Here is a 12654-nt window from a genome sequence, read left to right as displayed (position 1 = left end):
TGCATATGCACCTATATAGACGCGAACCATGATTGGCGTCGATCAGAGGTTTCTTATGCTCGGATAAGCCGGACTACGCCTCGCGCGGCGTCCATCGGCCGGCTTCGACGAGGGCGATGAAGTCCCACAGGGCGCGGTTGAAGGCGTCGGGGTCCTCGAGGTTCACGGCGTGGCCTGCCTTGGGCATCACCAGCAGGCCGGCATTGCCCATCACCTTCTTCAGGTAAATGCTGGGCTGCAGCACCAGGTCGTCCTCGTCGCCGGCGACGATCAGCGCGGGCACCATGCAGGACTTCCACTCCGCCTCGAAGTCCCACAGCGAGGGCCGCTTGCCCTGGAACTCGCTCACGGTATGCGCCGCGCCGATCGGATCGTGGCTGGCGAACTGCTCCATGAACTCGGCATGCCCGCGTGGGTCCTTCTGGCGATAGCGTCGCCGGCTGGGGCCCTCGCCGTACTCGGCGGCGAAGGCGGCCTGGCCGATCCGGCGGATCTTCTCGCCATTGGCGCGCGACTCGGCGGCGAAGGCGGCGTGCAGATGCTTCTCCGAGCCGAAGCCGCAGCCGCAGATCGCCGTCGACAGGGCGCGCTGCGGATGGACCCGCGCGAAATGCGCCGTCGCGAAGCCGCCCATCGACAGGCCGCAGACATGCGCCTTGTCGATCTTCAGCCCGTCGAGCACGCAACGGATGTCCTCGACCACGCGATCCTGGCCGTATCGGGCGGGGTCGTCCGGGATGTCGGAGGGCGCATAACCGCGGAACGAGTAGGTGATGCAGCGATGCCTGCGCGAGAAGAAGCGCATCTGCGGCTCCCAGGCGCGCCAGTCGCCGGCGTACTCGTGCACGAAGACCAGCGGCGTGCCGCTGCCGGCCTCCTCGTAGTACAGCTTCACGCCGTCGTCGCAGGTGATGTACGGCATCGTTCCCTCCCCCTTGCCTATCGCGCCGCCGCGTCAAGCCGTGCCACCACCTCGGGGATCACGGCATCGGCGACATTGGCATAGGCCAGCCTGACGAAACGCTCCTGTCCCTCGCCGAAGGTCGTGCCGGGCAGCAGCAGGAGATGCTGCGCATCGGCCAGCTGGCGCACGACCTCCATTGCCGGCACGCCGGCGAAGGGATGCTCGAGATAGGCGAAGTAGGCGCCCAGGCTCACCAGGCGCCAGCGGTTGGAGCGCGCGAGGAGATCGCCGAAGGCACGGCCGCGCGCCACGACAGCGGCGATGCGCTCGCGTGCCCAGCCGGAAAGGTGCCGCAGGCCGTAGAGCGCCGCCTCCTGCCCTGGCCGCGGCGCACAGATCGCGACGCAGTCCATGACCTTCTCGATCTCGGCGATCGCCGCGGGTCCCGCCGTGAGCGCACCGACGCGATGGCCGGGCAGTGCATAGACCTTGGAGAAGCTGTAGAGGTGGATCAGCGTCTGCGGCCAGGCGGGATCGTCGAAGAGGCGATGCGGGCGCGTGCCATCAGGGAGGAAATCCTTGTAGGTCTCGTCGAGCACCAGCGCGATGCGGCGGCGCTTGGCCAGGGCGTAGAAGGCCTCGATCACCTCAGGCGGATAGGTGGCGCCGCTGGGATTGTTGGGGCTCACCAGCACGATGGCGCGGGTCGTGCCATCGATCAGCGCCTCGGCGTCGGCGGGATCGGGCACCGCGCCGCTGCCGTCGCGGAAATCCAGCGGCACCGGGCGAACGCCCAGCATGCGCAGCCACATGGCGTGGTTGAAGTAGTGCGGCCGCGGCAGCACCACCGAGGAGCCGGGCGGCGCCAGCACCATCATCGCGGCGCAGAAGGCCTGGTTGCAGCCAGCCGTGATCGCCACCTGCGAGGCCGCGATCCGCGTGCGATGGAAGGCGCCCAGATGCGCGGCATAGGCCTCGCGCAATTCCGGAGTTCCGAGGATATCGCCGTAGCGGTGGAGCGCGGGATCGGCGAGGCGTCGCGCGAGATGCTCGCTGAGCTCGGCCGCCGGCGGGTAGCTCGGCGCGGCCTGGGTCAAATCGATCAGCGCTTTGTCGGCGGGGAAGAGGCGGCCGGCGATCAGGGCGCGCACGGCGGCGATCGGCGCCGCCTCAATACCGGTGACGGCGGGACTGAGGACGTAGGACATGCTGCGCTGATAGCCGATCCCCGGCGGAACGAACAGGGTGCTAGCCTGTCCGCCGATGGAGGAGCCCATGCGCTTGAAGGACAGGACGGCGATCATCACCGGCGCGGCGTCGGGCATCGGCGCCGCCACGGCCCGGCTTTTTACGGCCGAAGGCGCGCAGGTCACACTGGTCGACCGCGACGCGGCCGGCGTCACGGCGATCGCGGCCGAGCTCGGCGAGCGCGCCCGACCCTATGTCGCGGAGGTCACCGACGAGGCCCATGCGCGCGCCTGCGTCGAGCAATGCGGCACGGTCGATGTCCTCGTCACCGCCGCCGGCATCTCGCTGGGCAAGCCGGCACTCGATACCGGCGTCGCCGACTGGAACACCGTGATGGGCGTCAACGTCACCGGCAGCTTCATCTGGATCCGTGAATGCCTGCGGCCGATGAGCGCCAGGGGCCGCGGCTCGATCGTCACCATCGCCTCTCAGCTCGCGCGTGCCGGTGGGCGCGGCAATGCCGCTTACGTGACGTCCAAGGGCGCGGTGCTGGCGCTGACGAAATCGGTGGCGCTCGACTACGTCGATCAAGGCATCCGCTGCAACACGATCCTGCCGGGCGCCACCGATACGCCGATGCTGCGCCGCTCGCTGGGCCGCGCGCCCGATCCCGAGGCGGCGCGCGCTCGCTCGCTGGCGCGCCATCCGATGGGCCGCTTCGGCGACGTGCGCGACATCGCCTTTGCCGCGCTTTACCTGGCCTGCGACGAATCGGCCTTCGTCACCGGCGTCGAGCTGCCGGTCGATGGCGGCTGGCTCGCCGGCTGACGCTGGCACGCCACATGCTATGAAATGAGGCGATGAGCCTCCCCAGCCATGGCCGCTACGACTACCTGCCGATCAACGCCCGGCCCGATTACCGCTGGCCCGGCGGCCAGCGGCTGGCGGTCTACCTCGCGCTCAACCAGGAGCATTTCGCCTTCGGCGAAGGCCTGGGCGCCGAGCTGGCGCCGGGCGGGCCGCAACCCGATGTTCTGAATTTCTCCTGGCGCGACTACGGCAACCGTGTGGGCGCCTGGCGCCTGCTGGAGCTGTTCGACGAACTTGCCCTGCCCTCGTCCGCGCTGGTCAACAGCGCGATGTACGACTACGCGCCGCAGCTCATCGCCGCGCATCGGATCCGCGGCGACGAGATCGTCGGCCACGGCCGCACCAACAGCGAGCGTCAGGGCGTTCTCGACGAAGCCGGCGAGCGACGGCTGATCGCCGAGTCGACGGCGCGCATCACCGAGGAGGAAGGCGCCGCGCCGGCCGGCTGGCTGGGACCGTGGATCTCGCAGAGCCGCGTCACGCCCGACCTGCTGGCCGAGGCCGGCTACCGCTACCTGCTGGACTGGTGCATGGACGACCAGCCGATCCGCTTCCGCGTGCGAGACGGCGGCTCGATCCTCGCTGTCCCCTACCCGCAGGAACTCAACGACATCCCGATGATCGCGCGCCGTCAGCTCGACGCCACGGCCTTCGCCGACATGATCGTCGACAATCTCGACGAGATGCGCCGGCAGTCGGCGGGCCAGCCGCTGGTCATGGGCATCGCCCTGCACGGCTACCTGATGGGTCAGCCCTATCGCCTGAAGCACCTGCGACGCGCACTCGCGCACATCGCCGCCCATCGCGATGAACTGTGGATCACCACGCCGGGCGCGATCGCCGCGCATTGCCTGGCCTTGCCTCAGGGGACCGTGCGTTGACTGAGCCGGCGAGACGCCGGCGGTCCCAAAGAGCCTACGCCGGCAGCTTGTCCAGCATGTCCGGCAGCATGGCGTTGAACGCGTCGGCGCCTTCAAAGGCGATCCAGTGGCCGCCGCCCTCGATGTAGCGCAGGTCGATCTCGGGGTGGTGGGTGCGCAGGAAGACCTCGCGCTCCTCGTAGTACGGATAGGCCGTCGAATCGAACTCGCCCCAGATCGCGTTGACCCGCGTCTTCAGCGTCGGCACGACATCGCTCAGCAGGCCCAGCGCCGAGATGCCCCGGCTCTTGGTTCGTGCGCGCAGCGAGTTCACGACCTGCATGTGCAGCGCGATCGGGTCGATCGACCTGGGATCGTGCACCATCAGCAGCTCGAGGTTGCGCCGGGCCTCGGCGGCCAGCTTTTCGCCCGACATGTCGCGCGTAAGCCGGCCAAGCGCCGCGCGCGGCTGGCGCTTCATGCGGAAGCCGCCCGGCCCGACCAGGGTCATGCTGCGCACGCGATCACCGTAGAGCGTGCAGACATGCGAGCCGATATTGCCGCCGAAGGAGAAGCCGGCGATGTCGAAGCGCTGGTCCTTGGGCAGCAGCGCATCCATCGCGGTCCTGGTGGCGTTGGTGACCGACCAGACGTCCTTGAGATCATCCGGCGAGTCGCTCTCGCCCAGCCCCGGCAGGTCGGCGACGTAGAGCGCGTAGCGCTGCGACAGCGGCAGCACATTGCGAACCCAATGGAGCCACGAGCCGCCGCCGCCATGCAGCAGCACCAGGACCGGCTTGCCCGGCTCCGCGCCCCAGACGTGCCACATCATCCGCCCGCCATTGCCCATCGGCACGCGCTCGGCATGCGACCTGGCCTCGATGTCGGCGATGTGGTCGGCGGCCGTTCGGCCATCGGCCATCAGTGGAATGGCGGAAAGGTCGGGCGAGGCATCGGCGTCCATGGTGTCTTGTCTAGCACGCGGCCGGCCGCTGCGGAGGCATGGCTGCCTGCCGGTTTCGCGTCGTGGCATGCCAGCCGCAACCCGCCTAAAGTCCCGGCCGGCTCGGTTGAACGGGGATGACAAACAATGGCCTACAGGCGCGTGGTGCTGGAGATCGGCATGGGCACCGACATCCGCGGCGGCGACTACACCAAGGCGGCCGTGCGCGCCCTGCGCGACGCGCTGTGGCACAATTCCCTGACGGTGGCCGACGCGCTGGGCAAGCCGGTCGATTCGATGCGCGTCGACGTCACCATCGGCGTGCCCAAGCCCGACAAGGTCGACAAGGCCGAAGTGCTGGCGGTGCTGCCGCACGGCACCGGGACGGTCACCGTCGTGGAGGGCGGGCTTGAGATCGCCAACGCCGCCGGCACCGACGTCACCGTCATGGCCAATGCCGCCGCCGTCGTGCGGCTCGACCTGCCCTGAGGAGACCGGCCATGGCGAGAAGGCGCGTCATCCTCGAGATGGGAACCGGCAACGACCTGCACGGCGGCGACTACACCAAGGCCGCCCTGCGCGCGGTGCAGGATGCCATCCATCACAGCTCGCTCACCGTGCTGCGCACGCTCAAGGTCAACCCCAAGACCTCGATGTTCGTCGAGGTCACGATCGGCGTGCAGCGGCCCGACAAGGTCGATGCCGAGGCCGTGAAGGCCTCGCTGCCGCACGGCATCGTGGCCGTGAAGGTGGTCAAGGGCGGACTTGACGTGCCGGATGAGGAAGTGGGCGACGTGGCCGTGATCGCCAGCGCCGCCGTGGCCGTCAGCCTGGAGCTTCCCTGATCGCGTAGCAGCCCTGTGCCGGACGCCCATTGTACCGGGCCGACGGCGAGCGGATGATCACCGCACAAGCAGCGGGAAGAAGCGCGCATAGACGGGTCACTGAAATATAGGCCGGACACCCGAGCTGTCCGTGGCGGCATGAGCCGTCAGCGCGTGCGGCTGCTGGTCATCGGTGCAGTCCTCGCGGCCGCCCTGGGGCTGGGCGCCTACGAGGTCTACATGCGCTCGACCCATGTCTACGAGACGGACGCGCGCATCACCGCCGACATCGTCACCATGTCGAGCCGCGCCGAGGGCTGGCTGGTCGAGGTCCCGGTGCGCGAGGGCATGCGGGTCGAGGCCAACCAGGTGGTCGCCCGGATCGATGACCGCACAGCGAAACTGCGCGCCGAGGCGCTGAAGGCGCAGATCGAGGCGGTCAAGGCCGACCGCTCGCGCCTCATGGCCGAACGCCAGATGATCGAGAACCAGGCCGACGCGAAGGCGCGCACCCGTGCCTCGGGCGTGAAGGTCACCCAGGCGGCGCGCGACGCGCTCGATTCCGACATCCTGCTCGCCAACCAGGAGCTCGAGCGCAGCAAGCAGCTCTACGAGCGCCGCGTGATCACCGACAAGCAGCTCGAGACGGCGCAGGCGGCGGTGACGCGGCTGGAGAACACCCGCCGACGCATGGATGCCGAGCGCACCCAGGCCGAGGGCGCGCTGGCCGAAGCGCTGGCCGAACGCGACCAGCTGGCCGTCATTGATGGGCAGATCGCCGGCCTGGTGCACGCCGAGGCCAACCTGCAATCGCAACTGCGCCAGCAGCTGGTCGACGTCGAGGACCGCACCATCCGCAGCCCGATCGCCGCCGTCATCGACCGCACGTTCATGCTGGCGGGCGAGTATGTCGGGCCGGGCCAGCGCATCCTCATGCTGCACGATCCCAACGACGTGTGGATCGAGGCCAACATCAAGGAGACACGCATCCGCTACCTGCGCGTCGGCCAGCCGGTCAGCGTCACCGTCGACGCCTATCCCAACGAGCGCTTTGTCGGCCGGGTCGCGCGCATCGGCAGCTCGACCACGGCGCGCTTCGCCCTGCTGCCGACGCCCAACCCGAGCGGCAATTTCACCAAGATCACCCAGCGCGTGCCGGTGAAGATCGACCTCGTCGAGAAACCCAAGGTGCTGGCACCCGGCATGATGGTCGAGATCGCGATCGATGTACGATAGCACCGAGGTGCTGGCCGAGCGCTACGGCCCGTCCTATCGGTGGCTGGTCACCATCACCGGCATGGTCGGCGTCGTCGCCATGGTGCTCAGCATGACCACGGTGAATGTCGCGGTGCCCGATGTCATGGGCGCCTTCGGCATCGGCCAGGACATGGCGCAGTGGATGTCCTCTGCCTTCTCCGCGACCATGACCTTCGGCATGCTGCTCAGCGCCTGGGTGGTCGGCGTGCTGGGCGAGCGGCGCACCTTCATCGGCTCGCTGCTGGTGTTCTCCGGCGGCGCCGTGCTGGGCGGCGGCGCGCCCAACGAGGACGTGCTGGTCTTCGCCCGCGTGCTGCAGGGCTTCTCGTCGGGCATCAGCCAGCCGCTGGTGATGGCGATCATCTTCAGCGTCTTTCCGCCCGAGCGCCGCGGCATGGCGATGGGCACCTTCGGCCTGGGCGTGGTCTTCGCGCCGGCGATCGGCCCGACCCTGGGCGGGCTGATGATCGAGTACTTCTCCTGGCGCTACGTGTTCTACGTCGCGCTGCCCTTCTGCCTGCTGGCGGCGGTGCTGGGCTCGCTGTTCATGCCCACCCAGCCGCTGCCGAAGACGCTGCCGCGCTTCGACTGGATCGGCTTCATCCTGGCCGGCGCGGCGCTGTTCGGCATCATGACCGGCTTCGCCAACGGGCAGAGCGAGGGCTGGAACTCCGACACCATCGTGCTGCGCCTGGTCGGCGGCACGGTGGCCTCGATCCTCTTCGTGCTCTGGGAGCTCCACACCGACCGGCCGCTGCTCGACGTGCGCATGTTCGCCAACAGCCAGTTCGCCTCGGCCGGCATCGTCGCCTTCATCTTCGGCGCCTGCATGATGGGCTCGACCTACCTCGTGCCGGTCTTCGTGCAGACCACGCAGGGCTTCACGCCGCTGGTTTCGGGCCTGATGATGATGCCCGCCGGCCTGATGCTGGCGGTGATCTTCCCGGTCGCCGGCCGCATGGCCGACGTGCTGCCGCCGGCGCTGATGATCATGGGCGGGCTGATCCTGTTCGCCATCGGCTTCCACTTCATGAGCCTGGCCGACGTCAACACCGTGTTCTGGACGCTGGTCCTGGTCACCATGATCTCGCGCCTCGGCCTGGGCTTCATCAATCCCAGCCTCAACGCGTCGTCGCTCAAGGTGCTGCCGCCGGACAAGGTACGCCAGGGCGCCGGCGCCACCAACTTCATGCGTCAGCTCGGCGGTGCGCTGGGCACCGTGTCCTTCGTCGCCGTGCTCGAGACGCGCGGCGCCTTCCACGCCGAGGCGCTGACGGCGACGCAGGACTACGCCAACCACGCCACCGACCGCCTGGTGCACCAGGTCGAGACACTGTTGAAGACCGTCGGTCTCACGGAGCGCATCCGCCACTACAGTGCGCTCGACTATCTCGGCACTGTCGTGCATGCGCAGAGCCAGACGCTGGCGTTCCAGGACACGTTCATGGTCGTGGGCGGCGTGACACTTCTGGCGCTGCTGCCGGCCTACATCCTGTCGCGCTCGCAGCGCCGCGACATGCGCGCGTCGGATTGACAAAGTCTGTCATCCCGAGCGGAGCGAGGGATCCAGGCGGCTTTCCTGGACCCTCGCTCCGCTCGGGATGACAGGTGATCTGCCTCAGCCCTCCAGCAGATACGCCGCGTTGCTCTTGCGGCAGACGTCGCGGATCTGGTCGGCCAGCATGCGCGGCACCGGAATGCCGTCGCGCAGCCGCGTCGCCTTCTCGGCGTATTCCGGATCGCCCGGCACCAGCACCGGCTGCGCCGCGTCGGCCGGCACCTGGCCGCGCAGGAAATCCATCATCTCGTCGAGATCGGATTCGAACTCGCCTTCCTCGCGGAACAGCTTGGGATCGATCACCAGGAAGAAGTGGCCGATATTGTCCGGCGTGTCGGTGCCCTCGCGCTTGACCCGCAGCGGCTGGAAGGTCGTGCCGGCGAGCGTCTGCGAGAGGATGTTCACCACCATCGCCAGACCATAGCCCTTGTGGCCGCCGCTCTCGCGCGTGCCGCCCAGCGGCGCCATGCGGCGCGTCTTGAAGGCGCGCTCGGCGTTGCGCTCCGATCCGCCCTGCTCGTTGTAGGCCCAGCCCTCGGGGATCTCCTTGCCCTTCAGCCAGTAGACCTTGAGCTTGTTGACGGCGACCGGCGTCGTCGCCATGTCGAGGTTGAACGGCTGATGCTTACCGGCCGGCGCCGCCACCGAGATCGGATTGGTGCCGAACACCGGCACCGTGCCGTGCGTCGGCACCATGGTGATGCCGCGCGCCGAGGTGGTGACGATGCCGATCATGCCGGCGCGGGCAGCCATGTCGCTATAGCAGCCGGCGGCACCGAAATGCGCCGAGCGCCGCACGCAGACCACCGCCAGCCCCATCGCCCTGGCCTTGGCGATCGCCATGCCCATGCCGATGGTCGAGGGCACATGGCCGATGCTGTTGTCGGCGTCGATCAGCGCCGACACCGGCGTCTCCTTCACGACGCGGATATCGGGCGTCATGTTGATCTTCTTGCCGCGCATGTCGTTGTAGATCGGCAGCATCGACAGGCCGTGCGATTCGATGCCGCGCAGATCTGTCTCGAGCAGCACTTCCGACGTCATCTTCAGATGCTCCTCGGACATCCCCCACGCGCGCAGGATAGCCTCGCACTGCGCGCGCACCGTCTGCGCCGGCACATTCACCATCTCGACCTCGGCCATTACGCTTCCTCCGCTTCAGTCTTGCGCCCGTGGCGCGATTCTCTCGCGGCGAACATGCCGCACGCGATGCACCACGATCTCGTTCGTCAGGACCTCGTAGAAGATCACGTAGGGATATGGCAGCGCCAGCACCCGTCGGATTCCGGGAACGTCGGTCGGCGCGCCATGCTGCGGGAACTCGACAACGAGATCGAGCGCTCGACGAACACGCGAAGCCACCTTCCGGGCGCCTACAGGATTGCGCTCTTCGATATAGGTGAGAATGTCCCGAAGTTCGTCTCGGGCAGCGGGTGTGAAGCGGACGATCACGCCCCGTAGCCGCGCCAGAACTCCTCCATCTCGCGCTCTGACACAAACTCGCCTCGGCGCATTTGAGCGCGGGAGACCTCGATCGCCACGCGATCCTCGCTGGTCAATTTGTAGACCTCGCCGCTCGGCAAGATCTCCAACAATGCCCGAGCGTAGGCATCTTGTGCATCCGGAGACAACCGGCGCAACGCATCGACGGCTTGCTCTAAGAGCTTGGTCATGACGAAAAGGTAGCGCGCCATTGCGGCGGCGGGAAGACGCAAAGACCCACTAAGTCACCGGCGGAAAGCCGCAGCGCGCGCGGGCGATCATGGCCGCCAGCTCGATCAGCGCACAAAGACCCGCACAGAATGGGCGGCATTGCGCGCGCCGTCCTCCGGCTGGGCCGTGCCGTCGACGTCACGCGCCCGCGCCCGCAGGATGGCCTCGCCGCGCTCGTCGGGCCGCCAGATCAGCGAAAAGCGCCGCCAGGCCCAGCCGCGTCGCGGCTCCAGCGCCGCGCGCGCACAAGTGGCGCCGCCATCGACGCTGACCTCGACGGCGGCGACCTCGCGGAACGACCAGGCCCAGCCCCAGATCTCGACCGGCTCGCCGGTCGCGACCATGGTGTCCGGCGAGGGCTCGACGATCACCGATTCGGGCGCAATGGCCCAGACCGGCCGGCGCGGCCCGAGGCCCGCAGCGCGATCCTCCTCGCTGGTCTCGTCGTTGTAGAAGCGACCGGTGAACATCCCGTCGGCGCGATGCTCGGCCAGACGCAGGCGCCAGAGCCACTTCACGCTGTTGGTGCCGTAATAGCCGGGAACCACCAGGCGCACCGGAAAGCCATGCTCGGCCGGCAGCGGCCTGCCGTTCAACTCGTAGGCGATGAGCACGCCGCCGGCCGCGAGGCGCTGCAGCGGCAGGTCCTTGACGAACCAGTCGACCGGCGATCCGGCGAACTGCCCGCCATCGAGGCCGTATGCCCACAGGAAACGCGCGCGCGGATCGACGTCGAGCCGGGCCAGCAGCGTGGCGAGGCCGACACCGCCCCAGCGCACGTTGGCGACGCGACGCGTCGGCACGGTGGGCTCGGTCGGGCTGCCGCAACACTGATGCACCGCCTCGATGGTCTGCTTCGGCACCTGCCGGAGATCGGCCAGGGTGAGGATCCGCTGCCGCCCGACCAGCCCGTCGATCGTCAGCGACCAGTGCGCCGGATCGACCCGGGGAACGCCGAGATGCGCGAGGATGAAGAGGTCCTCGCTCGCCGTCACTGTCGTGGTCATCTGGTGCGGGGCGAGCCGGATACGGCGCACGCCGCTCGCGGGCTCCATCGGCGGACGAATCGGGGCGGCGTCATGCATCATGACCGGTCTCCGTCGTTCACGGGCAGTCGTGGTTCTTGGCCGGCGAATCGGATCCGGGATGCCGCCTGGAGCGCAAGATCGCTCCGAGAGCACGGCTTGGCGCCCCCTACGGGATTCGAACCCGTGTTTCAGCCTTGAGAGGGCCGCGTCCTGGGCCTCTAGACGAAGGGGGCGAGGCCGGATCGCGAGGCTTGTAGTCCATGGGCCGCTGGGACGCAACACCCGGCAGAACGATGGACGGAATGGGTTTCCGGACGGCTGGACACGGCTTCGGGCGCACGGCCGCCGGCCAGGGACACGCGTGTATCCCGCAACGCCGCGGGAGACGCTGGCTTGACCCGGACTCGATCTCGTGCATGCTCCCCACTCAAGCGCCGGACAACAAGCAGGCGCAGTATAGGGAGGATATCATGAAGCGTGTCGCGACTTCGGTCGTGGCCGGCGCACTGGTTGTCGCCTTGAGCGCTACAACGGCGTCGGCCCAGACCGTCACCTGGAACTTCAACGTCTTCGGCCCGCCCCGCGCGGTCACGGCCGGTATCGACGCGGTCGCCGAGTTCTTCAAGAAGGAATCGAACGGCCAGTTCGAGATCAAGGTCGCCTACGGCGCCGCGCTCGGGCCCGAGCGTCAGGCGCCCGAAGCCATCAAGTCGGGCGGCTATGAAGGCGGCCTGCTCTGCGCCGGCTACTATCCGAACAAGTTCCCGCTCATGACGGTCATGGAGCTACCGTTCCTGCCACCGCGCAGCCTGGCCGACAACGCATCCGTGTACGCGGCTGTCCAGAACCACCCGGCGATCATCAAGGAAATGGCCGATCGCTGGAACATCAAATACTTCCTGCCCATCGTCCTGCCGCCATTCGAGTTCATGGGCAACAAGCGCATCGCCTCGGTCGCCGACATGAAGGGCGTCAAGATGCGCATAACCGGGCTGAACGCCAAGGCGCTGCAGGCCTTCGGCGCCGTGCCGACCATGGTGACCGCGCCGGAGAGCTACCAAGCGCTGGAGCGCGGCACCGTTGACAGCTTCGGCTTCCCCTACAGCTACACGTTCGGGGCCTACAAGCTGTACGAGGTGTCCAAATACGTCACCGAAGGCCTGGCGATGAGCGGCTTTATGTGCTGGTACGGCGTGAGCCAGTCGGCCTGGAGCAAGCTGCCCGACAACCTGAAGGCGAAGCTTCCGCAGGCTCAGGAGATCGCCCTGGACGCGATCTTCAAGGCCTACAAGAAAGAGGACGACAAGTGGATCCCGATCTTCCGCGAGAAGCTCGAGATCACCCAGTTCCCCGACTCGGAGCGCGACAAGATCGTCGGGGCCTCCGACCCGATCTGGGCGACGTGGACCAAGGAGCAGGACGCTGCCGGCCGGCCCGGCACCGATCTGCTGAACTTCGTCAAGGCGGAAGTCGCCAAGACCAAGGCCAAGGCGGCCGGGAAATAGGCCG

At 68.1% G+C, this 12654-nt stretch carries 14 protein-coding genes and 1 tRNA gene; 7 read left to right on the top strand and 8 right to left on the bottom strand.

From position 1 onward, the window contains the following. Positions 1–73: 73 nt before the first annotated feature. On the bottom strand, positions 74–922 hold the full coding sequence (locus KF889_22380) for an alpha/beta hydrolase (GenBank protein ID MBX3502197.1): 849 nt from the start codon (positions 920–922) through the stop codon (positions 74–76). Between the two features lie 17 nt (positions 923–939). Beyond that, positions 940–2112, bottom strand: a complete 1173-nt coding sequence (locus tag KF889_22375) for an aminotransferase (protein MBX3502196.1) — start codon at positions 2110–2112, stop codon at positions 940–942. Between the two features lie 67 nt (positions 2113–2179). Between KF889_22375 and KF889_22370 the strand changes: the two genes are divergently transcribed. Then, a complete protein-coding gene (locus KF889_22370; GenBank protein ID MBX3502195.1) occupies positions 2180–2920 on the top strand; it encodes an SDR family oxidoreductase in 741 nt (246 codons plus the stop codon). A 32-nt stretch (positions 2921–2952) separates the two neighbouring features. Then, a complete protein-coding gene (locus KF889_22365) occupies positions 2953–3843 on the top strand; it encodes a polysaccharide deacetylase family protein (GenBank protein MBX3502194.1) in 891 nt (296 codons plus the stop codon). Positions 3844–3877: 34 nt separating this feature from the next. Here KF889_22365 and KF889_22360 read toward each other — a convergent pair whose 3' ends face one another. After that, the gene (locus tag KF889_22360) at positions 3878–4786 is read right to left on the bottom strand and encodes an alpha/beta hydrolase (protein MBX3502193.1); all 909 of its coding nucleotides are present in this window, start codon (positions 4784–4786) and stop codon (positions 3878–3880) included. A gap of 126 nt (positions 4787–4912) precedes the next feature. On the opposite strand from KF889_22360, the gene KF889_22355 reads away from it, so the two are divergent. The 4 genes from KF889_22355 to KF889_22340 all read left to right on the top strand — a co-directional run bounded on the left by KF889_22355 (position 4913) and on the right by KF889_22340 (position 8380). Beyond that, positions 4913–5254, top strand: a complete 342-nt coding sequence (locus KF889_22355; protein MBX3502192.1) for a Lin0512 family protein — start codon at positions 4913–4915, stop codon at positions 5252–5254. Positions 5255–5265: 11 nt separating this feature from the next. Then, the gene (locus tag KF889_22350) at positions 5266–5610 is read left to right on the top strand and encodes a Lin0512 family protein (protein MBX3502191.1); all 345 of its coding nucleotides are present in this window, start codon (positions 5266–5268) and stop codon (positions 5608–5610) included. Between the two features lie 138 nt (positions 5611–5748). Further along, entirely contained in the window at positions 5749–6825 is a 1077-nt protein-coding gene (locus KF889_22345; GenBank protein ID MBX3502190.1) for an HlyD family secretion protein, read from the top strand. Continuing rightward, positions 6815–8380, top strand: coding sequence for a DHA2 family efflux MFS transporter permease subunit (locus KF889_22340; GenBank protein ID MBX3502189.1), 1566 nt, complete (start codon positions 6815–6817; stop codon positions 8378–8380). The genes KF889_22345 and KF889_22340 overlap by 11 nt, the downstream gene beginning before the upstream one ends. An 84-nt stretch (positions 8381–8464) precedes the next feature. Here KF889_22340 and KF889_22335 read toward each other — a convergent pair whose 3' ends face one another. The 5 genes from KF889_22335 to KF889_22315 form a co-directional block, all read right to left on the bottom strand. Continuing rightward, positions 8465–9547 (bottom strand): Ldh family oxidoreductase, encoded by a 1083-nt coding sequence (locus KF889_22335; protein MBX3502188.1) that lies wholly within the window; start codon positions 9545–9547, stop codon positions 8465–8467. A 15-nt stretch (positions 9548–9562) separates the two neighbouring features. After that, entirely contained in the window at positions 9563–9856 is a 294-nt protein-coding gene (locus tag KF889_22330) for a type II toxin-antitoxin system RelE/ParE family toxin (GenBank protein MBX3502187.1), read from the bottom strand. Continuing rightward, the gene (locus tag KF889_22325) at positions 9853–10098 is read right to left on the bottom strand and encodes a hypothetical protein (GenBank protein MBX3502186.1); all 246 of its coding nucleotides are present in this window, start codon (positions 10096–10098) and stop codon (positions 9853–9855) included. The genes KF889_22330 and KF889_22325 overlap by 4 nt, the downstream gene beginning before the upstream one ends. Before the next feature lie 84 nt (positions 10099–10182). Beyond that, entirely contained in the window at positions 10183–11205 is a 1023-nt protein-coding gene (locus KF889_22320; protein ID MBX3502185.1) for a molybdopterin-dependent oxidoreductase, read from the bottom strand. Between the two features lie 97 nt (positions 11206–11302). Then, positions 11303–11378 (bottom strand) — tRNA-Glu (locus tag KF889_22315). A gap of 27 nt (positions 11379–11405) precedes the next feature. Between KF889_22315 and dctP the strand changes: the two genes are divergently transcribed. After that, entirely contained in the window at positions 11406–12650 is a 1245-nt protein-coding gene (gene dctP / locus KF889_22310; GenBank protein ID MBX3502184.1) for a TRAP transporter substrate-binding protein DctP, read from the top strand. Positions 12651–12654 lie beyond the last annotated feature (4 nt).

Source organism: Alphaproteobacteria bacterium, assembly GCA_019635875.1.
Lineage (GTDB): Bacteria > Pseudomonadota > Alphaproteobacteria > Reyranellales > Reyranellaceae > JAFAZJ01.
The sequence above is the reverse complement of the archived record's forward strand: the minus strand, read 5'-3'. Positions and strand labels throughout refer to the sequence as shown.